Source organism: Maridesulfovibrio pacificus (SeqCode), from assembly GCF_048612815.1.
Lineage (GTDB): Bacteria > Desulfobacterota > Desulfovibrionia > Desulfovibrionales > Desulfovibrionaceae > Maridesulfovibrio > Maridesulfovibrio pacificus.
In genome coordinates this window covers 2,638,816-2,662,891 of the sequence record NZ_JBLZNE010000001.1, presented here as the reverse complement: position 1 = coordinate 2,662,891, position 24,076 = coordinate 2,638,816, and the positions used below count along the sequence as shown (strand labels likewise).

Sequence of the window (24,076 nt, the reverse complement as noted above, 5' to 3'; positions counted from 1 at the left end):
TTTATTCTCCTTCGGGAAACCAGATTTCGTATGTGGTTCCCTCTCCCGGAGAACTCTGACATTCAATAGTTCCGTTCAGTGCTCGGGTAACAAGGTTGTATACCAGATGCATGCCGAGTCCTGTATATCCCTCGCTTCTTGCCGTGGTGTAAAACGGTTCAAATACTTTCAGTACCTGCTCCGTGCCCATTCCGATACCGTTGTCGGAGAATATAAGTTTGACCCCTTTGCCGCTGCGTTCAGCAGTTATGGATATCGTGCCTTGATCCGTATTCGGGAAAGCATGAGTCAGAGAGTTGGTTACAATATTTGTTATGACCTGCATTAAAGAACCGGGCGAAATATTGATTTCCAGTCCTTTGGGGCAGTCCACAGTGATTTCGTGCTTGTATTTTTTGAATTTTGGTTTCAGCGACAGCAGGATTCCCTGTATATATTCGTGCAGGTTGATCTGCCGGACATCGTCAGAAGACTGATCCACTGCCAGTTGTTTGAAGTTGCTGATCAGTGTTGCTGAGCGTTCAAGGTTTTTCATTATGTTGTCGAGGGCCTCACTGCCGGTCTTCAGGAATTTTTCAAGGTCCGACTTTTTCATGGTGCCGGATTCAAAGTTGTGCTGCAGTGATTCCGTCAGTTCTTTAATAAATGAAGCGCTGGTCACGCTGATGCCCAGCGGAGTGTTGATTTCATGGGCTACACCGGCAACAAGTTCACCGAGGGAAGCCATTTTTTCAGTCTCTACCAGCTTATCCTGAGTCTGGCGCAGTTCGTCCATAGATTTCAGCAGGGCGGAGTTGGCATTTTCAAGCTCCGTGGTTCTCATTGCTACCCTTTCCACCAGTTCTTTGTTCAAGGATTTCATCTCCTGCTCGACTTCTTTGATGCGGGAGATATCCGTGGAAATAGTAAGAATTGCCGGGGTATTGTTTTCCGCTGAAATATAGGGAACCCGTGTTGTTTCAATCCAGTGGGTTATCCTGTTTTCATCGCGGTAGCTTTCTTCGGTGAGTAGTTTTTCATTTCTTTCAATGACCATGCGGTCATCTTCGAGAATACGGGTTACCTCTACCGGATCTTTGATAATTTCCGGCAGGTATTTTCCGGTAATATCATCAGTGGTAATACCCATTTTTTTCGCTTTAATACTGTTGACCAACAGAAATTTACCTTCAAGGTCGTTGGCGAATATTTCTTGTGGAAGAAGGTTGATGATCTGGCGCAGACGTGCTTCGCTTTCCTGCGCTTTTTGGGTTGCTTTTTTGCTTTCGTCAACATCAAGTCCCTGCAGGAGAATAAAGTCTGCTTCATCCTTGCTTTCCATGCGAACCGGAGAGAATGTCCAAATGAAATATTTTTCTTCACCGTTTTTTAGGTGGACAGGGAGTTCAAGGACAGGAGTGAGATTACCGATGGTTACCTGATGCAAAGCATCACTGATGGTTTTATTAAATCTACTGGGGAAATATGTGTTTAACGTCTCGCTCCATACCTTTGAGTCATCAATGCCTATAAGACTGGCTGCAGCCGGATTCATATCAAGGATAACTCCGGTTGTGTCGCAGTTGATGATCGGAGCTTTTGCTGAGGAGAATAGTTTGGAAATATAGACGCTGTTTTCGTCCAGTTTTGCAACCATGTCCTCAAGCATTAATCCCAGCTGGTTGAATTCCCTTACCTGACCGGGGATGAAATTTGTTTCACGTTCTCCCGATGCTACGGTCTGGGCATAATCCGTAAGCATTTTCAGTGCCTTCAGAATTCTTTTTTGCAGTCCCCAAGCAGTAAATATAGCCAAAAGGGTTGCCAGCGAAAGAAGAATGCCCAGATTCTGCATATAATTCTTCTTCAGGGACTGGAAAGAGGGGTTCTTCCTTACAAAACTGAACAGCAATGGGCTGTCTGCCTGCTGCGGGAGCAGCTGGATGGTTGAGTAGATAAGCTCCTCGTCAATTGTGAAATCACCCGGTTTAATGCCCAGAGTCCAGTCGATGAGCTTTTTCATCTCCGGTTTGGAAGGATTGGATGTGCTTATGATCAGCCTGTGTCTGCTGACGAGGGCTGCATTGATTGCGCTAGATACGTTTTTCAGCCGATCAATAAAAGATACGTTGGAGTTCAGGTCAATTCCGCCGTAAAGGATTCCGGCAACCTCGCCGGTATGCTCATTGAATACCGGGACAGCACAGACCAGCATGGTCCGGATGTTATTTAATGATCTGAATGAAAGGTAGCCCCAGGCCGGAGACGTGGTCATTGTGTTTTTGAATTTATTGCGAAGTTGTACGATGGGCAGTTCTATCACTCCGGCTTCAACCCAGTTTCTTCCCTCCCGGTAAATGGTCAGAACATCCAGAAGATATCCTTGGCGGGAGTTCATGAATTCGTACAAATTCTGGTCAAGTGTTTCGCTGTCCCCGGAAATGATTGCTCCCCGGAAATTAGGATCCAGGGTCATTTCAATAAGGTCATCCTTGATGTCTTCGAGTGTGTTGTTCAGAGATAAGGTAACAATGCTTTCTGTCTTTTCAATATCAATGGCTATTTCGCTTTCAAGGGTGGTTTTGGACAAATAGAAAGACCATGAAAATATGAATATTCCCATGACAACTACCAAAGCCAGCATCGGGGTCAGCAGTTGTATTGTCAGTCCCAGGGCCTTCCTTGAAAAAAGTTTCATTAATGAATCCTTTTAGTTTCCGGAGTATCGGAAGCTTTCCTGTTGCAGTTGGTGCAACCGTTTTGCATTTACACCTTTTTCTAATATTTCAAACCTACCGGAAAATACAAGGGGTATAAGAGCTTTTTTTCCAAGCATATCAAGAACCACTGCATCGGCCATGGCAACGCCGTTGTCATCATTGATGCGCATTACCGTGACATCCAGTTCTCCTTTTTCAATGGCTTTTATCTCAGGTGTCCCGCCGCCCCAGCCGTTGACCATGATATTTTGGGTCACATCCTTTTCCTGCAGTCCTTCAACTGCTCCCAGGGCAATGTCCGTAGAGCAGGCGTAAATAAATTTAACATCCGGGTATTGTTTGGCAATATTTAAAGCTGCCAACCGTGCTTTCTCTTTATTGATTCCTGTGCGAAAGGCCGTTGCCAGTTTGAGAGAGGTGTAGTTGTCCATATATGAAATAAAAGAATTTCCTCTTTCTTCATTCAAATATCCAGGATTCGGCAGGAGAACAGCATAGCTGCCGCGTCCACCTGTTTGACGGGCAAAATATTCTGCAAGCATTTTCGTCCCGCGCGCATGGTCGAATCCAACGTACATGAAGGGTTGTTTATCTTCCCAGGCCTTAAGCGGGGTAGTAATGTTCTGGAGTATTATTTTCGGTTTTCCTTTAATTAAGATAGGTTCAATCATTCTTTGGTGCCGCAATGCATCAAGGGTAAAAAAAAGGTAGTCCGGATCGGTCTCAAGAGCTTTCTGGAAAGTGGCAGCCTGTTTGCCCATTGTTTCTGAGGCATTGATGTAAAATTTAGAAATACGGGGAGTAGCACCGTATTGGCGAATTCTACTTTCAAAGGATTTACTGCTTCTGCGCCAGTAATCCGAGACTTCTCCACCGGGATATACAATGGCGATTTTAGGGCTCAATTGTTTTTTCAGTCGCTTAACATCATTTCTTTTAACGATTTTATTGAAGCGATCTTCCAAAAATTTTTCAGTGGGATGAAGTTTTATGTACTGGTCGAGAGTGAAGTATTTCTCGGCCTTGGCAGGTATTGTAAAAAGCAGAATTGAAAAAAGGGCTATGAAGGAAGAAAATTGTTTGAGGTTCATTACTGTCTCCATATTTCAATGTTAACGAGCGAAATATGGAGACAGTGTATCAGAATAGCAACTAAATGTAACTCCGCTGATGTAGACTGCGGGTAACATTTCTAGAGTGGGAGATCAGGATGTGGCGGCCATTGGTGTGCGTTGTCTAAGCAGGTTCACTCCGGCATAGACCAGTGGAGTGTCCAGAAAAGCAATACATACTTTGGCGACCCATTGACCTATAATGATATCCGTTACGGGCATTACGCCGTAGAAGGCGACGGTAACGAAGATAGTCGAGTCAATGAGCTGTGAAACTATGGTTGAGAGGTTGTTGCGCAGCCAGAGATGATTGCCTTTGGTAAGCCTGCGCAGGAAGTGGAAGAGCCAAACATCATTTGTCTGGCTGACCAGATATGCCAACAGTGAAGCAAGGACTATGCGCGGAGTATTGCCGAGTACGCTGGCAAAACCTTCCTGTCCGTGCCAGAAGGGGGCGGCTGTCCAGTGTAGGGCGGCCCATGAAAGGGCAATGGCGGTCAGCAGGGCAATGAATCCGCAGTGGATAACTTCATTTGCCCTTTCCTTTCCCCAGATTTCACTGATAATATCCGAGACAATAAAGGTAACGGAGTAGGCCAGTACTCCTGCGGGGGCGTAAAAGCCGAAGATGTTGATGATCTTGGTTGATACAACCGCGGCCATGACCAGCGAGCCGATGAAAAGGCTCGTCAGAAGAGTGAACGCTTTGCGTTCAAATGTTGAAGAGAGCATTGGGTTCCCTTGTGTTGGATGTGCTTGTTTTGAAACGGATTCCGCCCGACACGAGCAAAAGGGAGAAAGTCCCGCGCCTCGACAGTTCCGTTTCGGGGCAAATGTTTAAGCAGCAGGGTTGCCAGCATTTGGGTGAAAAGTCAAAATGGAAATAAGGTCTCGTGGAGGTTTTCTTTTGACGGGCAAGCTGCTAACAGCCGGGACTCAATAAAGGCCCTTTTCAGATTAGACTGTTTATCTATGGAGAAGATCACTATGAAAACAACCAAAAGTCAGGATAAGACCGAGTCCCTTGTTTCTCTCGGTCAGGCCGGGGCAACAGAGTACAACTACAACACTCCCGGTCCCGAAATTCTTGAAACCTTCCCGAACAATTTCCCGGGCAGGCCTTACATCGTCAGCATTGAGTTTCCGGAGTATACATCGCTTTGCCCGGTTACAGGACAGCCGGACTTCGCAACTATCATTGTTGAGTACATTCCAGATGAGCTCTGCGTTGAGTCCAAGAGTTTTAAGCTGTACATGGGAGCTTACCGCAACCATCAATCTTTTATGGAAACCATTACCAATAATATCCTCGACCATTTCGTGGGCCGTCTTTCTCCCCTGTGGATGCGGGTGAAAGGAATATTCTCGCCTCGCGGCGGAACTGCCTTGCACGTCTTTGCTGAGCACTACAAAAAAGAGAGCGCGCAGTATGAGGATGTTCGGGAGATGGTTCGTGAATGGAAAATGGAATCATCTAGACATTCCGCTTAGTTTTATTTACTCGTTATATTGAATGGTTATCCTTTCTCTGTCTGTTTTCCTTGGATTCTTTTAATTACCGAAACTTGACAGAACTGAATTAATTTTTATATTTTGCCAAACAGGAAAGTTTGGAGAAGTTATCATGACAGCAAATATCGAGACAAAATCAAAAGTGTTCAAGGCACTGGGGCATCCCAGCAGGCTTGCTATTGTGGAAGCCCTGTGTGACGGCGAACTTTGCGTCTGCGATATTGTTCCTATTGTGGGCCGGGATATTTCCACCGTGTCCAAGCATCTTTCCCTGCTCAAGGATGCGGGGGTGCTTAAAGATAACAAGCGGGGGACAAACGTGTATTACAGTATGAATATGGACTGTGTGCCGGGATTCCTGAATTGTCTTGAGAACTTTTTTGCCAGGAAATTTGAAGAGCAGGCCAAGGCCTACGCTGCAAGTTCCATAAAAAAATTGTAAGCAGGAACAGCTGTAACTTTGTTGCGGCTGTTCTTTTTTGAATAAATAGTTTCGTATTTGGCAAAATATAAGGACGGGAGAAAACAATGGAAGAGTTAAATATCAAACCGTGTGCGTGTTCTTCAGAATCCAAGGGCTTGGAACCTCTGGGCATAAAACCTGAAGCTGAAACGGTTGTTGAGGATCAGGAAGAATCATCTTTACCTATTAAAGGTAATGCGCTTTGGGCGGCAATGGCCGCTGCTCTGGTGTTCTGGTATGCCATTTATTCGCAATTATTGTCATTTTCCAAGTATGCGGCTTTTGATTTGTTTGGTCTAATTCCGGGTAGTCACCTTGGTGAAGCAGTACAGTTTTTCATCTACGACACACCTAAGGTGTTGATGCTGCTGGTGCTGGTTGTATTCGGTATTGGCATTATTCGTTCATATGTGACTGTGGAGTGGACCCGGAAAGTGCTGGCCGGGAAACGTGAGTCCTACGGCAACGTTCTTGCCGCACTGCTCGGTGTTGTCACCCCGTTCTGCTCTTGCTCTGCCGTTCCCTTGTTTATCGGCTTTGTTGCCGGGGAAGTCCCTTTGGGCGTGACTTTTTCTTTTCTGATTTCCGCGCCCATGGTTAATGAAGTGGCGCTGGTCCTTTTGTATGGGCTGATGGGCTGGAAAGTGGCTGCTCTTTATTTTGTTACCGGTATTTCCATTGCTATTGTAGCTGGCTGGGTCATCGGAAGACTGGGCATGGAAAAGCATGTGGAAGGCTGGGTTAAGTTGGCTAGTGCTCAGAACAATGGCCCGCAGAACGGGATGAGTGTTGAGGACCGAGTTGTTTTCGGGCTTGATTCAGTCAAGGAGATTGTAGGTAAGGTCTGGCTGTACGTTGTGCTTGGTATTGCAGCCGGTGCGGCAATCCATGGCTATGTTCCCGAAGATATGATGGCTTCCATCATGGGCAAGGGGGTATGGTGGGCAGTTCCTGCTTCGGTTCTTCTGGGGATTCCCATGTATACCAATGCCGCCGGGGTTATCCCCATTGTTGATGCCCTGCTAGGCAAGGGGGCGGCTCTCGGGACAGTGCTGGCCTTTATGATGAGTGTTATCGCCCTTTCTTTTCCGGAGATGGTCATTCTGCGCAAGGTGCTTAAGCCTAAGCTTATAGCTGTCTTTGTCGGGGTAGTGGCCAGCGGCATTCTCATTGTAGGTTATCTCTTTAATATGATTATTTAGTCAGCCTGTATAAGTTTTTATCAGCCGCACTGTTTCACCAGACAGTGCGGCTGTTTTCCTTTTTGGCTTTTTTCTGTGATTGAAGTTGTGTTATTGTAGCCCCGATTAATTTTTACGGGAGGTGCCGCATGATAGATGAAGAATATGAAACCGGCTTTATGGTCGTCAGTTGTTCCGGTGGATCAGGTTCAGGGCAGGCTGCAAACAGTCTGGCTGTGGAGCTGAATAAAAGCGGTTTTGCCAAGATGGTCTGCCTTGCGGGGATCGGTGCCGGCTTGGATGAGTATGTCGAGGAAGCGGGCAAGGTTCGTGATCTTATCGTGATTGATGGCTGTGAAAAGGGCTGTTCGCAGATTATGCTGAAAAAAATGGGGATTGAACCTGTTCATACATTTTGTCTTACTAAGATGGGGGTCGAGTGTCCTGTCTCTGAAGTTGATCCGGCAATGCTGGGAGAACTCCGCAAAAAGATAAAACTTTTGTTTGGTCAGCAACGATCTGATTCTAAGTATGCAGTGTGTGGATGTGATACATGTGTCAGAGAATAAGGGTGCCATTAAACAAAATAATAATGGTTTATGAAAGGGCATTTGCTAATTGTAGGTTAAGTTCAAGCTTAACCTTTTTTATTTGTTTATCGGGGGATTTCTTTTGTGAGTAGAGTTCTTGTTATAGAGCCAAGCAAGGCTACAGCCAAATTTGTCCGCACAACGATATTGAAGGCTGGTTTTGAGTGTGATCTTGCCTGCACTTATAATAGTGCACAGAAACTGATTGCCGAAAATGAGTATTTTGTCGGGTTGAGCAGCATGCTGCTTGATGATGCAGAGTACGGAATGGGGATAGAGCTGTTGCTTGCTAACAGTATTCCCGCCATTGCAGTAACTGCATCATTGGATGAGCAGGCACTGGATGCTTTGGCTAAAAAAAGTATTGTCGATTACGTGCTCAAGAAGTCTGATCAGGTTGAGTACATTTCCCGAATTGTCAGCCGTGTTTATAAAAATCAGGGGATTAAGGTTCTGGTGGTTGATGATTCCGCTTCTGTACGGGATTGGATATCCAGAATTCTTATGCGGCAGGGACTGACAGTTTTGCAGGCTGAGGATGGTCGCGCAGCTTCAAAAGTGTTTTACACGAATAGTGATATTAAGCTGGTTTTGACAGATTATTACATGCCCGAAATGGATGGACTTGAGCTAACCGCCCATCTTCGTTCCATCCGTTCCATGGACGAACTCAGCATTATTGTTCTTTCATCGGATAGCAAATCAAGAACAGCACCGCTTTTCCTCAAGCAGGGGGCTAATGATTTTATCCAGAAGACTGCGTCTGTTGAGGAGATTCTTTGCCGGGTAAACTCCAACCTTGAATTTATAGAGCTTATTCAGGCTTCACGTGATCGTGCCAATAAGGATTATCTCACCGGACTTTGGAATAGGAGATATTTCTTTGAACGCGGCAACCCAACCTATGAACAGGGTATGACCGCCGGTAATGAACTTTGTGTGGTCATGCTTGATATCGATCATTTTAAAAAGATTAACGACACTTACGGTCATGATGCCGGAGATGAAGTTTTAAAGAATTTTTCATCTTTACTGGCAGAATATGTTGGTGATGCAGGATTGGTTTCAAGGTTTGGCGGAGAAGAATTTACAGTTCTTCTTGATGGAATTCAGGCTGATGAGCTTTATGATTTTCTTGAGGATTTCAGAGAAGAAGTGGGGTCTTTTTCTGTGGACTTCAAAGGACAGGTTATAACTCTGACCGTTTCAATTGGAGCCACGGCAAACATGGATGAATCCCTTACCGCAATGGTTAGCCGTGCAGATAACAAACTTTATGAGGCCAAAAGAACGGGGAGAGATAAAGTCCTTTGTGATTGGTAGCAGTAAGTTCACTACAAATAGAATAAATGATCCGGTGCGGCTTTCGTGCCGGATTTTTTTATTTAATGGTTTTTAAAATTGGCTTTGAATAGCTGTTGTTGTGCGATATACTTTGTATAGTAAGTGTTAACGCCGTAATGGCTTAAGCAGAAAAGGGGGAGACCATGCTGCCAATGAAGGATTTCTTTAGGAGCGATGAAATTGTCAATCTTGCTGAAGAGATAGTGTATAACGAGTTGCAGGCACTTATAGGTCGGGCTGAAATAGAATTTTGTCAATGTGACAAGTGTTTGTTTGATATTGCTTGTGTGGTTTTGAATAGGCTTCCCAGCCTGTACTCCTCCAGTATTGCGGATCGCACTTATCCCAGTGCTGAATTCAAAGCAGAATATGATCGCTTAAAGCTGTTGGCTGCAGAGGAGATTCCGCGGGCAATTGAGCAGATCAAAGACAGACTGCATCATTAGTTTCTTAAGCGCAGTACATAATAATTTACTTTTTTTTGGAATAGTAATCGGTTACAGTACCTTACTTTTTATTATAATTGTGATTGGGAGTCGGATTACTGTTGCAAGGGTGGTCCCTTTCTTTGAAATGCTACTTAGGGGGAATTTGTGAAATTTTTTTTTCGTGCGGTTGCCGGTCTGAAAGACTCCGTTGTTCTTCTTTTTGTCCTGTTAACCATGTCGGTTCTTCTGGGCGGATGTTTTGGTGATGAAAAAGATCAAAAGGCAGCTGTTCAGGCAATGCCGGTCAAAGTGATCAAAGTTACAGAACATCAGTTTCCTGTAATGGGAGAATACGTAGCCCAGATCCAAGCTTTGAAGACAGTAGAGATCAAAGCCCGCGTGCAGGGACATATCAAAGAAAGGCTGTTCACCGAAGGTCAGCGGGTTGAGGAAGGCCAGCTACTTTTTGTAATTGACCCCCGTCCCTATACCGAAGCTCTGAAAAAAGCAGAGGCGGAACTTGCCAGTGCCCGGGCGACCCTTGCCAAAGCTAAAAAGGACTACAAACGGTTTAAGGCTCTTTTCGATCAAGGTGCGGTCAGCCGTGAAGAATTTGATTCCAAGATTACCGACAAGCAGGTTCTGGAAGCTAATGTAAGTAATGCCAAGGCCCAGGTTGAGCAGGCCAATCTGGATTTGGGTTTTACCCAGATCAAGTCTCCCATGGATGGCATTATCGGTAGAACTCAGGTCCAGCCGGGAACTCTTGTTGCTGCTGAAGCAACCGTGCTGGTAACAGTTTCTGCTGTAGATCCGGTTTATGTAAATTTCAGTATCCCGGAAAAAGAATATCTTGTAGCCGCCCGCGAAATAGAGGCTAATAAAAAAGCCGGTAAGCCTGAAAGGGGCTCCAATCTCCAGATTATTCTGGCTGATGGTGGTTACTACGCCTATAACGGAACTTTCAACATGGCCGACCGTGCCGTGGATTCATCCACCGGAACCTTGGGAATTCGGGCGGAGTTTCCCAACCCGGAAAGGATTCTGCGTGATGGTCAGTACGCAAAGGTTGTGGTTTGTCTTAAAGAGTATCCCAGTGCATTGGTTGTTCCCACAAGGGCTTTAGTTGATGTTCAGGGACGTAAATCATTGTTGACTGTTTTTAACGGTACTGTTGTCGAAAAGCATATAACTGTTGATTACAGCGATGATCGCAACACAGTTGTCAAAACCGGAATCGAGTCCGGGGACCTGATTATTGCTGATGGAGTGAACAAGATCCGCCCAGGAACTACGGTAACTCCTCAAATCTCACAAGACAGCTCTAGAGTTGAGAAATAGTAATCCCATTTAATATATAAATCTCCCCGCAATCGCGGGGAGATAATTTTTCGCAGGAAGAACCATGGTCAATTTCTTTATCGACAGACCCATTTTTTCGTCCGTTATTTCTATCATTATCACGCTGGTGGGCTTGCTGAGTATTTTTACCCTGCCCATTGCCCAGTATCCTGAGATTGCCCCGCCCACGGTACAGATTTCTGCGCAGTATACCGGCGCCAGCGCGGATGTCGTGGAACAGACTGTTGCGGCCCCCATTGAGGAGCAGGTTAACGGCGCGCAGGATATGCTTTACATGAACTCCATCAGTTCCAATGACGGACGCATGGTGCTCAACGTTACTTTTGATCTGGGTCGTGATCTTGAATTGGCGACGGTTGATGTTCAGAACAGGGTCAGCCTTGCCACTCCGCAGTTGCCTTCGGAAGTAACCAAGTCCGGGGTAAGTGTTAAAAAGCAGTCATCAAGCATGATCTGCGTAATTAGCCTGCTTTCACCTGATGGAACATATGATTCTCTTTTTCTGAACAACTACGCCAAGATCAATCTTTTTGATGCTGTTTCCCGTATTCCCGGAGTGGGGAGTGTTTCTCTTTTCGGCGATCAGGATTACGGCATGCGTATCTGGCTTGATCCTGATAAAATGGCTCGGCTGGCGATTACAGCCGATGACATCATTTCTGCTGTACAGGAGCAGAACTTACAGGCTCCGGCAGGGCAGGTGGGACAGCCGCCGGCATCTTCCGGTCAGCAGTTCCAGCTTACTGTCAGGGTTAAGGGGCGTCTCAGTGAACCTGAAGAGTTCGGTAGTATTATCGTAAAAGCCAACCCGGACGGCAGCACCGTGCACATCCGTGATGTGGCACGTGTGGAAATGGGATCCAAGTCGTATTCTGCATTCGGCAGGCAGGGTGAAATTGATTCAGCGATGCTGCTGGTTTACCAGCTTCCCGGTGCAAATGCTCTCGATATCGTTGAACAAGTTCGTTCCACTATGAATGAGCTTTCCAAAGATTTCCCCACCGGGATGAAATATGACATCCCCTACGATACAACTCTGTTTGTAACCGCCTCTATTGATGAAGTTATGGATACCCTTTACGAGGCTATGGCTCTCGTATTCATTGTTGTCTTCATTTTCCTGCAGAATCTGCGGGCCACCATCGTGCCCATGATTGCGGTTCCGGTTTCACTCGTCGGTACTTTTGCTTTCTTTCAGGTTCTGGGATTCTCAATCAATACCTTGACCCTGTTCGGTATGGTTTTGGCCATCGGTATTGTTGTTGACGATGCCATCGTTGTGGTCGAGGCGGTACAATCCAAGATTGATGAAGAGGGGATGGATTCCAAGACGGCTACCAAGGCGGCGATGAAAGAAGTCTCCGGTCCGATTGTGGCGACTACCGCGGTTCTTATCGCCGTGTTCGTACCAGTGGCCTTTATGGGTGGTATCTCCGGTCAGCTATACAAACAGTTTGCGCTGACTCTCGCGGTCTCTGTTGCCATTTCATCTATCAACGCACTTACGTTTTCTCCGGCTATGTCTGCTTTGCTGCTTCGTCCGCAAAAGGAGATGCGTGGTCCGCTGGGGTGGTTCTTTAAGGTATTCAATAAGTACTTCAGCAAAGTTACATCAGGCTATACCTCCGGGGTACGCCTGATTCTGCGCAAGTCGATTGTTGCGCTTGGTATTTTCGGTGTGCTCATGCTTGGGACATATTCACTGTTCAAGACCGTGCCTACCGGGTTTGTTCCCAACGAGGATCAGGGCTATTTCATGATCAACGTTCAGCTTCCTGAAGGGGCATCTCTTGAGCGCTCGGATGCGGTTGTTAAGAAGGTGGAGGATATTCTTAAGAATGAACCGGGTGTGAAAACTTATTTTGCACTGGGCGGATTCAACCTGATTACCGGTGCATATTCATCCTATACTTCGACGTTGTTTGCATCTCTTGATCCTTGGGATGAGCGAACTGATCCGCAATTGCATGTTAATTCTATCCTGCGCAAAGTTCAGCAGAAGGTCCTGGGAATTCAGGAGGCCGTGGTAATCTGCTTCAACCCGCCGCCGATTAACGGCATCGGCTCCACCGGTGGATTACAGTTTGAATTGCAGGACCGTTCAGGTGGAACTGTTGAAGAGCTGGCACAAGCCGCGCAGGAGTATATGGCCGAGTTGCGCAAGCAGCCTGAACTTACAGGTATATTCTCCACTTTCAGTGCAAATGTGCCGCAGCTTTTTGTTGATGTAGACCGTGATAAGGTCCGCAAGCTGGGTATTCCGCTTAACGAAGTGTTCACTGCAATGCAGACTTTCCTTGGCGGATATTACATTAACGATTTTAACAAGTACGGCAGGACCTATCGGGTCATGGCTCAGGCCGATTCCGAGTTCAGAACCAGTCCTGAGGATGTCTCCAAGTTTTATGTACGCGGAAATACCGGGAAGATGATTCCGCTTTCCACCCTGCTTAACCAGAAGAAGATCTTCGGACCGGAATATATTCAGCGTTACAACTTGTTCCGGGCTATTGAAATCACTGCCGCCAACGCCCCCGGTTACAGCACCGGTCAGGCTATGGCGGTAATGGAAAAAGTCGCCCGAGACACCCTGCCCAGAGGGTACGGTTTTGATTGGACTAACATTGCCTATCAGGAGAAGAAATCCGGTGGCGAAGTTGTTGTAATATTTGCGTTGGCGGTTCTGATGGTATTCCTTGTACTTGCTGCGCAGTATGAAAGCTGGATCATTCCGCTGGCGATTGTTTTTGCGGTGCCGCTGGGTGTGTTCGGGGCCATTTCCGGACAGTTCCTGCGCGGGTTGGATAACAACGTTTATGCCCAGATCGGTTTGATTATGCTGGTCGGTCTTGCAGCGAAAAACGCAATTCTCATCGTTGAATTTGCCAAGGCCAAGTATGAACAGGGAGCATCCCTGATGGATGCTGCCGTGCAGGCTGCGCAATTGCGTTTCCGTCCGATTCTGATGACTTCATTTGCGTTTATCCTTGGTGTTGTACCGTTGGTGATTGCGCAGGGGGCGGGCTCTGCCAGCCGTCATGCTCTCGGAACGTCTGTTTTTGCGGGTATGATTGCGGCGACTATTCTCGGAGTAATTTTTGTTCCTCTGTTCTACGTGACCTTGGTTAAGCTCCAGAACAAGAAGGGAACTGCTGAGAAGGCAGAACCTTCCGAAGAGTAGAAGATAATTAAAGTTTAGAAGAAGCCCCCGCCGGATGATTCCGGCGGGGCTTCTTTTTTTGATAGAAATTTCAAAGGGGACTATATACTCGGCTTTCAATATCCGTATGACACAAGCAAGAAGTTACTCCCTAGAAGTCTATAGGTCTTTAGTTTCCAGAACCGTTACTCTTTGTTTCGCAGGAATAAACAGTAGTGTGTCCAGAATGCGCAGCTAATTCCGATGAAACAGCCGAAAATTACATCTGAAGGATAATGTTTGCCCACCACAACCCGGCTGATTCCAACCAGTACAGCCAGAATTACAGGAAGATATTTTTTGCGCGGAAAGAGCAGGGTTATTGCTGTGGCTAATGAAAAAATGCGCAGGGTGTGGCCCGAAGGAAAAGAGTTTTGCAGATATTTACCGGAAAACCAAGTAAAGCCGTAGGAGCCGTCTTCGAAGAACATTGGTGGACGGCAGCGCCCAAAGAACCACTTCAGTTCGTCTCCGATGAGCATGGCGGTCATGGTTGAGAAAGCTACCAGCAGCATGGCCCGTGATCTGTTTTGAAGCCCATTGAGTATAGCGTCAATGCTTCCTGCCAGCAGGGCCAGAAATGAGATGGTTTGGATTACATGCTTGGAGGCAAGGTTGCTGAGCAGTTTGCCGAGTGTAATCGCAAACGTACCTTTTAATGAATGAGCCGCTTTGGCTATGGGCAGGTCAAAAGATTGGTAAAAGAGCACAACGAGCAGCAGTGTCGCAAGTGCGCCTATAGCTGTTCCTAAAGATAACCTTTTGAGACTGTCATTCATGTAATTCTTCCTTGTTCTCTCTACAGACTATGCGGGCAGGGGGCATCTAAAAGCGGCTCAGCTGATGGAGCGAGTGGAATTTTTACATAAAAATTGGTGCCGTCATCTTGTGATGAATCGAACCAGACTCTTCCCCGCAGGTAATTTTCAGTGAATATTTTTACACTGTAAGTGCCTAATCCCCTACCTTTTCCCTTGGTGGAGAAAGATTTTTGAAATATCTGGTGGGCAATCGTCATGGAAATAGTTCCCGTGTTGGAAACTGTGAACAAGGCGTTGTCGTTCTTCGTCGTGGCCAGAACCTCGACAGTGCTGTTTGCCGGGGAGGCTTCAATGGCGTTTTTGACCAGATTTTCTATAATACGGTAAAGAATTCTTTTGTCAGTAGTTACAGCAAATTCTTCTACCTGAGAGTTGATGGAGATGTTTTTGTCATTTGTCATCTGGCTGCCGGAGTAAAGTGTGCAGACCGAGTCAATAATCTGCTTTACGATTATCGGCTCATTATTCAGCTCAAGCTGTCTGGCCTCAGCGGAGATGAAGAGTCTGTGGGCGTCGATTTCGTTTGCCAGAAATCGTGCCCTGTCCACTATCATGCCGGCAAGTTCTCGGTGTTCGCTTTTAACCGCATCTTCTTCGAGTAGTGTCCCGGCATTTACTATGCCGTTTACCGCGTTCAGCAGGTCATGGAGGAAAACCCGTTCCATCATTTCTTTATGCTTGCTGTCTGAAATATCGTTAAGATGGATTATGAAATATTGTTTTTCGCTGATTGTTAAGGGAGATGCATTTACTTTGAATGTGTATGCCTTAATTTTGCCATCCACATTGGACAACAACATACAAATTTCCTCCGCCTTCTTTCCTGTCATGGCTGTCTGGATAGCCCGTAATGCGCCACATTGCACGCAGGGAACCGCCTCACCACACTTGCTGTCTTGTGAGTTGCAGCAGCGGAAAATCTCACCGGGACGTCGTCCCAGAATCTTATTGGTCCGTCTTTCCCCTGCAGCTGTGGAAAGTGTGTCGTTATACAGAATGATTCTTCTGTCGCTGTTAAGAATAAAGGCCGGGTTAGGAACGGAGTTTAGCAATTCCGCAGCAATTTCTTTTTTTATTCTCGTATGTTGATCCAAAATGTCCGGGCCGCAAGGATCGAAATCCTCTGCCGGACAACTCGGAGAGTAAGCGTCTTCACTCATGCAATATCCCGTGGAGCTTTTGTATTAGTGGCCTTTATAAAAAAGTAGGGAGTTACCGTCTCCTTCCATGTAAAGCATGCCGTTTCTTTCCTGCATGGTTCGAACTCTCTCCAAGGCCTGCATAAATTTGAATTCCTGCAGATTCAGGTTTTTAGAGCATGCTTTGCGGGTCATGCCCAGCGGGCCGGTGCTGAATTGTCCGTTTACATAGGAGTAGTCGCCGCGAAAGCTGTTGCAGCCACCTGAACCGTAAATCTTACCGTTGTCGTCAAGGCGCATCCAGATATGGGCGAATCCTCCGATAGGCTTACCGTCAATATCTTCTGCAATCCACTTGGTATTGGTGGGGTTTTCATAGACAGGGTAGTATGTCTGTTTTTGTGCACATCCTGAAATGAGTACAAACAAGCAAACAGTTAAAAGGGCTAGAATAAATCTTTTTAAATTAGCTGTTTTCATAAGAGTTTCCTCCGTAGATCGAATTGTACTTCGAAAAAAATCTTATTGATAGAAAAATATCAAAGAAATAACCGGGCGCGAGCCTAGAGACCGCAGAGCATATAGCCGAGGATAAGGCTGCATTTTTCAATGCACGAAGGGTAGAATTGTTTATGCTGTTTTGTGCGTGAACGGTTTTCTTTGCCGTAATAAAACTCTGCAATTCCCAGCGGGGTGAAGCCGTTTCGGGCTGCAAAATTCAGCAGTTTCGGGGCACAGCAATCTCCGGTTCCGGTGGGGATTCCCTTTGAACCGTATATTACTTCCGGCATGGGGCGTGTTTCAGATCGGAAATTATGAACTTTGTAGATGGCGTGAATTTCGCGCATCAAGTTTTGTGAAAGTTTTTTGCGCCGGGACGCAAGGGTTGCATGTTCCTCAGTCCCGGGAGCCAGCTCGGTCATTTCACGGCCGATTCTTTTAATTTCCTTTTCAGTGGATTCGGTAAGATTCTGGAATTCGCGCGGATCGATAATAGGGCCAACCCAGCCGGGAATTTCCCAGTATCCATTGTACTGTCCGGAAAAAGCCTTGGCGGATTGTTCATATCCATCATGATCCAGATAGGTCATGATCCCGAACATCTGTCCGCGTGCGTTTCCGAAAAGGTAGTCCGTTGAAAAGTGAGGATTTTGCTGCTCCGGGGGCAGCTCAAAGTCAGCGTGCTTTTCGTTGTCCAGTTTTTGCATCAATTCAATGCAGAGCCGAACAGCGTCTCCCGGGCCCAAGACATGGGTGTCTTCGCACCGGGAGCAGTAACCGGAGCAGGATATGTTGTTTGTGAATATTTCCGTGCAGTGCATGTGAACGCTCGCTGAAGATTATAAAAACGGGGATACGCCTTGGCGCACCCCCGTTTAATTGTATTAACTCAGAACCTGCGGCCCTGTACTGGCTGACGGAAAACCTGTTATACTAGGAAATAGGTCCGTTAAAGATTACAGAGACAATTCCGTATTCGATTTTTCCTTTGGGTGCGTTTACCACAACTTCATCGCCTTCAACTTTACCGAGCAGAGCCTTGCCTACCGGGGATTCGATGGAGATGATTCCTTTCTTAAAATCACTCTCGTCAGGTCCCATGATGGTGTAGATCTTTTCGTCGCCGGTATCGATGTCTTCGAGAGTCACAGTTGCTCCGAAGGTGATCTTTTCGCCGCCGAGGGTGGCCATGTCTACAACGTTGAACTGCGGGATGCGGGATTCAATGTAATTGATTTTCGCTTCAAGCATTCCCTGTCTTTCACGTGCTGCGTGGTAACCGCCGTTTTCTTTAAGGTCGCCTTCTTCACGGGCTTCCGCAATGGCTTTGATTACTTCAGGGCGTTCTTTTTTAAGAGATGCCAATTCCGCTTTGATTTTTGCAAATCCTTCTTTTGAAATGGGTATATTGCTCATTCCATAAACCTCTAATAATTCCGTCGTTGTCAATAAAAATGCAGCCACCGCCGAAAAGGTCTTTACGGAAGTGAAGCTGCTTTGGGTACAGGTTGCAGGGCAACCAATCAGTTGCTGAAAGTTCTGGGTAGAACATCCTTTGAACTAGGTCAAGTCGCATTTGTCAAAAGATAAACTGTTTTGGTGTTTTTTTAATATTATTAAAGTGTTGCTTGATGCTGATCCATATTTGAAATATGTAATTAAGGGGGGCTTTAACTGATTAAAAATTATAATTGTAACGGTAATAAACTGGTTTTATTAGAGTATTATAATATAGGATAAGAGGTTTAATTTGTTGGGTGTTCATGAAATAAAACCTTTGGTCCAGCGGGAAGTGTTTTTGCTTATATGATTAAGAGGGTGTTGTGGTGGCTGCTGAAGTAATGATTGTTAAAAAGAAAGACGTTAAGCCGGGAATGTATGTCCAGCGCTATGGAGTCGGGACTTTTCAAGATCCTTTGGTCGAGGTTGGTAAATATATTGAATCATACGAGGATATTGCCAAGTATCTTCCTGATGAGACCCAACAGGTTGAGATCGTAAGCGGCAGGGATTTGCCGATTAAGGTTTTCTCCTGTGACAAAGGCTCGCATACAGCTGAGGATGCCGCACGTAATATGGCTGAAGCCTTGCCTGAAGCACGCCGCGTTCACGATGAAGCCTTGAATTATGCGCGCAAATTTATAGAGGACGTGCGTCAGGGTAAGACGGTGGCGGTTGAAGAGGCTGCCCCTATTGTAGGGGAGGTTATCGACAGTTTGACCGCTAATGAGCCTGCCGCTCTAACTCTTGCTTTTCTTAAAAGGTATGATGAATATACCTACACCCACAGTATCAATGTGAATCTTTACTCCCTGTTGCTGGGGAAAGCTCTTGGTTTACAGCGTGAGGATTTGGAGATGCTGGGTATTGCGGCCTTGTTTCATGATGTTGGAAAGGGGCGTATTCCCAACAAGGTCCTTAATAAACCCGGCAAGCTCACTGACTCTGAATATGAAGTCATGAAAAGTCACTCCAGTAAAGGATTGGAAGTTCTGAAAGGGGTCGAAGGACTGGACCGGGCTGTGCTGCGCGGTGTGTTTGAACATCACGAGCGTTTTGATGGAAACGGTTATCCCAGCGGTATCAAAGGTGATGATATCCATCCTTTTGGCCGAATTATTGCCATCAGCGATGTTTATGACGCATTGACCAGTGTCAGGGTCTACAAAAAAGCCGTTTCCCCTGCCAAGACTTTGAGCCTGATGTACAAATGGAAGGGCACAGATTTCGATCCTGCTTATCTGAACCGCTTTATCAGGGTTATGGGTATTTATCCTCCGGGAACTATGGTTCAGCTGGATGATTTACGTTTTGCCCTTGTCCTTGAAACTAATGAGACTAAGCCCCGGCATCCAAAGGTTAAGGTGCTGTTCAATAGTAAAATGCAACCTGTGCATTCAGAGTTCCTTGATCTTGCTACATATAAAAAAGACGGTCAGACAGTTCAGGTAATGCGTCAGCCTGATCCGCAGTCTTTGGGTGTTGACATGCAGCAGCTTTCCCGTTTTCTGGTCTAAATATATTGAGATATTAATCTGCATCCGGAATCAGATTTTTCTGATTCGGATTTTTTATTGACGGTAAGTGATATTGAGTTCTTCTTTTGTCAAAAGTTATTCAAATAAGTAACTAGAGAGTGGATAAGCATGGTTCGCAAACATGGAAATTTTGAGATTGTCCAGGACAGGGCGGATGTTACCCGAAATGATATTTTAGAAGCGGCTCTGGAGGTCTTCTCTGAAAAGGGATACGCCGGAGCCAATACCAAAAATATAGCCGCAGCAGCCGGAGTCGCTACCGGATCGGTGTACCGCTACTTCAAAAATAAAAAGGTTATATTCATTGAAGTAATTGATATGCTTCAGGGTCGGACCGATTCTAATATATTTGCCAAGGCCCGGATCATGCTTGATGAAGGTGAGCCGTTTATCGAGGTTATGCGCATGTTGACAACTTACTTTGTGGAATCTCATCGCAGCAACCGCATGTTTTTCCGGGAAGTTATGGCCCTTGAAGCTACGGATGATGATATCTCGGTTATTGGTCGGGAGCAGGACCGTCTGGTTCGTGAAAAACTTTTGGAGTTCTTGCTGACTCAGAAGGCTTATTTAAAGGTTGATGATCTTGAAGCAGCAGCTGAACTTGTCCATCTGGTAATGAAGCAGGTCTTGCATCAGACAGTTATCTTTGATTCTGAAGTAGGTGAAGGCCGGCTTATTTCACAGATGTTAATGATGTTGAAAGCATATCTGCTCGGGAAATAGATTCCTCCCTTAGTGTCTCATCAAATGATAAATTCCATTTCAGCAAAGAGTTTGCCTTCATCATAGAGGCCGGGGAATCTGGCAGATATTTCGTCCATGGTAGCAAAGAAAGCATCCCAGCCCAGAACCTGCGCCTCTTTTTTCTTGTTTACGAAAATTTTAAAAGTGGTCCCCTTGGGGCATTTGGTCATATTCAGTTCCAGCACCCCTGCCGCTGTAGTTTCCAGCCAGACAGCCGACCATGCTGACCGGTCTCCCTCTGTTTTCTTGTATTTTTCGAAGTAAGCTTCAAATATTCTTTTAGTGTCTGCGTGACTCATCAATGTCCTCCTTAAATATTGATTGCGTTTTGAGCATAACTATTTTGTTTAAAAATGAGCAAGTAGTATGCTTAGAAGCTTATGTTTTATGTTCTGATCTGTTTCCATATAAGTCGGTTTGTGGGCTACATTTTTGTAGGTTGTGTTTGATGGTTGTTGAGAAATTACCAAAAATGTAATTTTTTTAGTGTCGAACAGAGAAGAGTGATTGCTTTGCAGAGTGCCTTGTTTAGCTCTTCTATCCACAAGCTTGATTTGAGTCCGTATAATTGCGCAAACAATAATTGGTGAAGAGTGCCTTTTTATGTCTGATTACCCTTTTTTGCCAAAAGTAGAATGGAGTGTTTTGTGTATTTGTCATTTTGGTTAAAAGGATAGTTTTTATGTCTTTTTAGCGTAAAAATGTTCTTTTATTTTAGTGTTTTATTTGCATTTAATGCTGCCAGTGTTTGAGGCGTTGCGGCGTCCGGTTTAGAGCTTTTGAGGCTGTTTTGAATGTCTGGAATGGTCTGTTTTGGATTTAAAAACTTCATTTTCGTATTTTTGTTTGCCAAAATTGTTTTTTTCTGACATTGTCAAATCTCTGAATCGCTCTAGTCTTTAAAAAAATGATCTTTATCTTCTGATTTCGATTCAATTTCAGATCCCTGAAAAAACGTTTGTGCCAATTTTGAGAGGTGGAAAACTCAAAAAGTCAAAATAGAGCTGGCACATATTACTCATTTCGAAATATAAATAGATTAGAGTCGCATTGGCTGATACATTTTTCAATAAAAACACGTCAGCTGCCTGCCGGAAACCTTCCAGAGTTTCGGAACCCTCCGACTTCTTCCTCCCGGGCCGCTGTACATGTTGAACCTTATAATCATGGAGTGAGCTGACAATATGTGCCGTTTATTTGCGCTTACAAGTCGCGATCCGATTTCACCCATGCTGGCCATCAATGCCCTTAATACAATGAAAGAAGGTCATGACGGCTCCGGCGTTGGTCTCTGCCTCAGGGGACTGGGCGGTCGTTTTGAAGAAGAACTGCAGGGCTGTCCCATCCTTTCCGGTATTTTTACCGAAGCCGGTCTGCGTAGACTGGAACAATATACCATGGATCATGGTTTTAAGTCTCAGTACAGCATTCTGTACACCCCGGACACCGAACCTCCGGAAGGTACTCCCGTTCGCGGTACATATGCCGCCATCGCTTATAAGGTTCCCAAAGGCTGGAATGAGCTGACTTCCGCACAGCAGGGTCAAAAGCTGGTTGAAATGCGCCTTGAACTTCGCAAGATGGGTGAAGAAGACGGAGACATCATGGTCTTTTCCTTCTGGCCCGATACCATCGTTGTGAAAGAAGTCGGTGACCCTCTTGAAATCGGTGAATGGCTCCAGCTCGGTGCCAACCGTAATCTCTATGCCCGCCGCATTATGGCTCAGGGCAGGCAGAACACCAACTACGCCATCAACCTTTATGCCTGCCACCCATTTTTTATAGAAGGCGTAGCCTCCATGACCAATGGTGAGAACACCGCGTTTATTCCCATCAAGGAATATCTGCAGTCCAGAAATGTGACCGGTTACGAAGGATATCAGTCTGATTCCGAGGTTTTTACTCACATCGCGCATTACACCACCAAGCGTCTGGGACTTGATATCCGTGCATACAAGCACGTCATCACCCCGCTGATGGACCATGAAATGGCCGATCATCCTGATCGTGAGTTTCTCGCGACCCTGAAACGTTCATGCCGTAAGATGATTATTGATGGCCCCAACTGTGTAATCGGAACCCTTGATGACGGTTCCATGTTCATGGTTCAGGACCGTAAGAAGCTTCGTCCCGGCATTGTGGGCGGTAAAGACGGCATCTACGCCTTCTCTTCCGAAGTCTGCGGAATCGACGCTGTCATTCCCGACCGCGACAAGTCAAAAGACTTCCAGCCCATGCACCTCGATACAGTAATCGTCGGACCCGACTGCAAGGAGATAGAGACATGCTCACAGAAAGACCAATTACCCCGTCAACTTTAGGCGTTAAAGACCTGAACTGGCAGATCGAGTGGGACAAAGATCTCTGTACCCAGTGCGGTCGCTGCACTTCTGTCTGTCCGGTCAACGCTATTGAACTCGGTGTATTCCGCAAGCGCGAGATAATTACCCCCGCAGGCCTGATGAAAAAGGCCGAAAATAAACATACCGTTTTTTACGGCATCCGCCAGAAGACCGACCCTGCCTACGCTTGTATCGGCTGCTCCATGTGCAACATGGTCTGTCCTAACAACGCCATCGGTCCCAAGCGTGAAGAAGGTTCCACCACCCAGAAATTCCACAATGACCGCGGCGGTAACCCCCGCACCCGTGGTGGACGTCGCAACTCCGGTGAATCCCTGTTGGACCAGATCAAGTTCATGCGTATTTCCATGCTCACCGACCCCGCACTTGATGCAGGTCGCCATGAGTTCCGCCTGAATACTTTGCTCGGTCGCGTGCTTTCCCCGGAAGACAGTTTAAAAGCTTATCAGGAAAACGGCTGGAAACCCCCGGTTCGTGAAATCTATCCGCTCGTTATCGGCGGCATGTCCTTCGGGGCCATGTCTCCCAACATGTGGGAAGGTTTGCAGATGGGTGTTGCATACCTGAACGAAGAGCTGAATATGCCTGTACGTATCTCTACAGGTGAGGGTGGCTGTCCTCCCAGACTGCTCCGTTCCCGTTTCCTTAAATATGTAATTCTCCAGATCGCATCCGGTTACTTCGGCTGGGATGAAATCATCCATGCCATTCCCGAGATGAAGGTCGACCCCTGCGCAATCGAGATCAAGTACGGTCAGGGCGCAAAGCCCGGTGATGGCGGACTACTCATGTGGTACAAGGTTAACAAGCTCATTGCTGCTATCCGCGGTGTTCCCGAGCGCGTCAGCCTGCCCAGCCCTCCGACCCATCAGACCCAGTATTCCATTGAGGAATCAGTTGCGAAGATGATCCAGTCCATGAGTATGGCCTGGGGATTCAGGGTCCCGGTCTACCCCAAGATTTCCGCTTCCTCTACATCGCTGGCGGTTCTCAATAACCTGACCCGTAACCCTTATGCCGCAGGTCTGGCCATTGATGGTGAAGACGGCGGTACCGGCGCAGCATACAACGTTTCCATGAACCACATGGGACACCCGATCGCCAGCAACCTGCGCGACTGTTACAACGCACTGGTCACAACCGGTAAGCAGAACGAACTGCCCCTCATCGCAGGTGGTGGTATAGGTAAATCCGGTAACCTCGCAGCCAACGCCGCTGCCCTGATCATGCTCGGTGCAAGTGCCGTTCAGGTCGGTAAATACGTCATGCAGGCCGGCGCAGGCTGTCTCGGTTCCGAAAAAGACCGCTGCAACGTTTGTAACATCGGCGTATGTCCCAAGGGTATTACTTCTCAGGATCCCAGACTTTACCGTCGCCTTGATCCTGAAAAGGTAGCTGAAAGGGTTGTTGACTTCTATCTGAGCTTTGACACTGAAATCAAAAAGATTATCGCCCCTCTGGGCCGCTCCACATCACTGCCTATCGGCATGTCGGATGCGCTTGGTATCAGTGACCGTGATGCTGCTGACAGACTCGGCATCAAGTACGTGGTTTAACAACAGCTCACGATTTACGGA

Annotated in this window: 21 protein-coding genes; 12 read left to right on the top strand and 9 right to left on the bottom strand. The window is 46.4% G+C overall.

The features are described from left to right. Position 1 precedes the first annotated feature (1 nt). The 3 genes from ACNI23_RS12395 to ACNI23_RS12385 form a co-directional block, all read right to left on the bottom strand. Entirely contained in the window at positions 2–2,677 is a 2,676-nt protein-coding gene (locus tag ACNI23_RS12395; RefSeq protein ID WP_420249090.1) for a LuxQ periplasmic sensor domain-containing protein, read from the bottom strand. Between the two features lie 12 nt (positions 2,678–2,689). Further along, on the bottom strand, positions 2,690–3,790 hold the full coding sequence (locus ACNI23_RS12390; RefSeq protein WP_420249088.1) for a substrate-binding domain-containing protein: 1,101 nt from the start codon (positions 3,788–3,790) through the stop codon (positions 2,690–2,692). Between the two features lie 114 nt (positions 3,791–3,904). Continuing rightward, positions 3,905–4,543 (bottom strand): queuosine precursor transporter, encoded by a 639-nt coding sequence (locus tag ACNI23_RS12385; RefSeq protein ID WP_420249087.1) that lies wholly within the window; start codon positions 4,541–4,543, stop codon positions 3,905–3,907. A 255-nt stretch (positions 4,544–4,798) separates the two neighbouring features. Between ACNI23_RS12385 and queF the strand changes: the two genes are divergently transcribed. The 8 genes from queF to ACNI23_RS12345 all read left to right on the top strand — a co-directional run bounded on the left by queF (position 4,799) and on the right by ACNI23_RS12345 (position 13,872). Next, the gene (gene queF, locus ACNI23_RS12380; RefSeq protein WP_420249085.1) at positions 4,799–5,302 is read left to right on the top strand and encodes a preQ(1) synthase; all 504 of its coding nucleotides are present in this window, start codon (positions 4,799–4,801) and stop codon (positions 5,300–5,302) included. A gap of 133 nt (positions 5,303–5,435) precedes the next feature. After that, a complete protein-coding gene (locus ACNI23_RS12375; RefSeq protein ID WP_420249084.1) occupies positions 5,436–5,765 on the top strand; it encodes an ArsR/SmtB family transcription factor in 330 nt (109 codons plus the stop codon). A gap of 86 nt (positions 5,766–5,851) precedes the next feature. Further along, on the top strand, positions 5,852–6,988 hold the full coding sequence (locus ACNI23_RS12370; protein WP_420249082.1) for a permease: 1,137 nt from the start codon (positions 5,852–5,854) through the stop codon (positions 6,986–6,988). Between the two features lie 128 nt (positions 6,989–7,116). Next, on the top strand, positions 7,117–7,536 hold the full coding sequence (locus ACNI23_RS12365; RefSeq protein WP_420249081.1) for a putative zinc-binding protein: 420 nt from the start codon (positions 7,117–7,119) through the stop codon (positions 7,534–7,536). Between the two features lie 105 nt (positions 7,537–7,641). After that, entirely contained in the window at positions 7,642–8,880 is a 1,239-nt protein-coding gene (locus ACNI23_RS12360) for a GGDEF domain-containing response regulator (protein ID WP_420249079.1), read from the top strand. A 164-nt stretch (positions 8,881–9,044) separates the two neighbouring features. Continuing rightward, the gene (locus ACNI23_RS12355) at positions 9,045–9,347 is read left to right on the top strand and encodes a late competence development ComFB family protein (RefSeq protein WP_420249077.1); all 303 of its coding nucleotides are present in this window, start codon (positions 9,045–9,047) and stop codon (positions 9,345–9,347) included. Between the two features lie 147 nt (positions 9,348–9,494). Next, on the top strand, positions 9,495–10,670 hold the full coding sequence (locus ACNI23_RS12350; protein WP_420249075.1) for an efflux RND transporter periplasmic adaptor subunit: 1,176 nt from the start codon (positions 9,495–9,497) through the stop codon (positions 10,668–10,670). A gap of 64 nt (positions 10,671–10,734) precedes the next feature. Continuing rightward, complete coding sequence (locus tag ACNI23_RS12345) at positions 10,735–13,872, top strand: efflux RND transporter permease subunit (protein WP_420249073.1); 3,138 nt, start codon at positions 10,735–10,737, stop codon at positions 13,870–13,872. A 164-nt stretch (positions 13,873–14,036) separates the two neighbouring features. Here ACNI23_RS12345 and ACNI23_RS12340 read toward each other — a convergent pair whose 3' ends face one another. From ACNI23_RS12340 to greA, 5 genes are all read right to left on the bottom strand, one after another. Continuing rightward, positions 14,037–14,669 carry a phosphatase PAP2 family protein gene (locus ACNI23_RS12340; protein ID WP_420249071.1) on the bottom strand — a complete coding sequence of 211 codons (633 nt, stop codon included), beginning with the start codon at positions 14,667–14,669 and terminating at the stop codon, positions 14,037–14,039. Positions 14,670–14,689: 20 nt separating this feature from the next. Next, positions 14,690–15,871: a sensor histidine kinase gene (locus ACNI23_RS12335; RefSeq protein ID WP_420249069.1), complete on the bottom strand. Its 1,182-nt coding sequence runs from the start codon at positions 15,869–15,871 to the stop codon at positions 14,690–14,692. Positions 15,872–15,895: 24 nt separating this feature from the next. Continuing rightward, entirely contained in the window at positions 15,896–16,330 is a 435-nt protein-coding gene (locus ACNI23_RS12330; RefSeq protein ID WP_420249067.1) for an META domain-containing protein, read from the bottom strand. 83 nt (positions 16,331–16,413) lie between these two features. After that, the gene (locus ACNI23_RS12325; protein WP_420249065.1) at positions 16,414–17,172 is read right to left on the bottom strand and encodes a hypothetical protein; all 759 of its coding nucleotides are present in this window, start codon (positions 17,170–17,172) and stop codon (positions 16,414–16,416) included. Between the two features lie 112 nt (positions 17,173–17,284). Then, entirely contained in the window at positions 17,285–17,767 is a 483-nt protein-coding gene (gene greA / locus ACNI23_RS12320; protein WP_420249063.1) for a transcription elongation factor GreA, read from the bottom strand. Positions 17,768–18,177: 410 nt separating this feature from the next. Between greA and ACNI23_RS12315 the strand changes: the two genes are divergently transcribed. Together ACNI23_RS12315 and ACNI23_RS12310 are read left to right on the top strand one after the other, a co-directional pair. Beyond that, the gene (locus ACNI23_RS12315) at positions 18,178–19,368 is read left to right on the top strand and encodes a cyclic di-GMP phosphodiesterase (RefSeq protein WP_420249061.1); all 1,191 of its coding nucleotides are present in this window, start codon (positions 18,178–18,180) and stop codon (positions 19,366–19,368) included. A 129-nt stretch (positions 19,369–19,497) separates the two neighbouring features. After that, positions 19,498–20,115 carry a TetR/AcrR family transcriptional regulator gene (locus ACNI23_RS12310; RefSeq protein ID WP_420249059.1) on the top strand — a complete coding sequence of 206 codons (618 nt, stop codon included), beginning with the start codon at positions 19,498–19,500 and terminating at the stop codon, positions 20,113–20,115. A 20-nt stretch (positions 20,116–20,135) separates the two neighbouring features. Here the strand turns inward: ACNI23_RS12310 and ACNI23_RS12305 are convergent, their stop codons facing one another. Further along, positions 20,136–20,435 carry a hypothetical protein gene (locus ACNI23_RS12305; RefSeq protein ID WP_420249057.1) on the bottom strand — a complete coding sequence of 100 codons (300 nt, stop codon included), beginning with the start codon at positions 20,433–20,435 and terminating at the stop codon, positions 20,136–20,138. Between the two features lie 885 nt (positions 20,436–21,320). Between ACNI23_RS12305 and ACNI23_RS12300 the strand changes: the two genes are divergently transcribed. After that, complete coding sequence (locus ACNI23_RS12300; protein WP_420249055.1) at positions 21,321–22,457, top strand: class II glutamine amidotransferase domain-containing protein; 1,137 nt, start codon at positions 21,321–21,323, stop codon at positions 22,455–22,457. After that, positions 22,421–24,055, top strand: coding sequence for a glutamate synthase-related protein (locus ACNI23_RS12295; RefSeq protein ID WP_015853146.1), 1,635 nt, complete (start codon positions 22,421–22,423; stop codon positions 24,053–24,055). The genes ACNI23_RS12300 and ACNI23_RS12295 overlap by 37 nt, the downstream gene beginning before the upstream one ends. The last annotated feature ends 21 nt before the right edge of the window (positions 24,056–24,076 follow it).

Excerpts from the sequence above, each read along its gene's own strand:
- ACNI23_RS12305 (WP_420249057.1), bottom strand. The coding sequence starts at position 20,435 with ATGAGTCACGCAGACACTAAAAGAATATTTGAAGCTTACTTCGAAAAA.
- ACNI23_RS12345 (WP_420249073.1), top strand. The coding sequence starts at position 10,735 with ATGGTCAATTTCTTTATCGACAGACCCATTTTTTCGTCCGTTATTTCT.
- ACNI23_RS12330 (WP_420249067.1), bottom strand. The coding sequence starts at position 16,330 with ATGAAAACAGCTAATTTAAAAAGATTTATTCTAGCCCTTTTAACTGTT.
- queF (WP_420249085.1), top strand. The coding sequence starts at position 4,799 with ATGAAAACAACCAAAAGTCAGGATAAGACCGAGTCCCTTGTTTCTCTC.
- ACNI23_RS12325 (WP_420249065.1), bottom strand. The coding sequence starts at position 17,172 with ATGCACTGCACGGAAATATTCACAAACAACATATCCTGCTCCGGTTAC.
- ACNI23_RS12355 (WP_420249077.1), top strand. The coding sequence starts at position 9,045 with ATGCTGCCAATGAAGGATTTCTTTAGGAGCGATGAAATTGTCAATCTT.
- ACNI23_RS12310 (WP_420249059.1), top strand. The coding sequence starts at position 19,498 with ATGGTTCGCAAACATGGAAATTTTGAGATTGTCCAGGACAGGGCGGAT.
- ACNI23_RS12370 (WP_420249082.1), top strand. The coding sequence starts at position 5,852 with ATGGAAGAGTTAAATATCAAACCGTGTGCGTGTTCTTCAGAATCCAAG.
- ACNI23_RS12300 (WP_420249055.1), top strand. The coding sequence starts at position 21,321 with ATGTGCCGTTTATTTGCGCTTACAAGTCGCGATCCGATTTCACCCATG.
- ACNI23_RS12375 (WP_420249084.1), top strand. The coding sequence starts at position 5,436 with ATGACAGCAAATATCGAGACAAAATCAAAAGTGTTCAAGGCACTGGGG.
- ACNI23_RS12390 (WP_420249088.1), bottom strand. The coding sequence starts at position 3,790 with ATGAACCTCAAACAATTTTCTTCCTTCATAGCCCTTTTTTCAATTCTG.
- ACNI23_RS12395 (WP_420249090.1), bottom strand. The coding sequence starts at position 2,677 with ATGAAACTTTTTTCAAGGAAGGCCCTGGGACTGACAATACAACTGCTG.
- ACNI23_RS12335 (WP_420249069.1), bottom strand. The coding sequence starts at position 15,871 with ATGAGTGAAGACGCTTACTCTCCGAGTTGTCCGGCAGAGGATTTCGAT.
- ACNI23_RS12385 (WP_420249087.1), bottom strand. The coding sequence starts at position 4,543 with ATGCTCTCTTCAACATTTGAACGCAAAGCGTTCACTCTTCTGACGAGC.
- ACNI23_RS12340 (WP_420249071.1), bottom strand. The coding sequence starts at position 14,669 with ATGAATGACAGTCTCAAAAGGTTATCTTTAGGAACAGCTATAGGCGCA.
- greA (WP_420249063.1), bottom strand. The coding sequence starts at position 17,767 with ATGAGCAATATACCCATTTCAAAAGAAGGATTTGCAAAAATCAAAGCG.
- ACNI23_RS12365 (WP_420249081.1), top strand. The coding sequence starts at position 7,117 with ATGATAGATGAAGAATATGAAACCGGCTTTATGGTCGTCAGTTGTTCC.
- ACNI23_RS12295 (WP_015853146.1), top strand. The coding sequence starts at position 22,421 with ATGCTCACAGAAAGACCAATTACCCCGTCAACTTTAGGCGTTAAAGAC.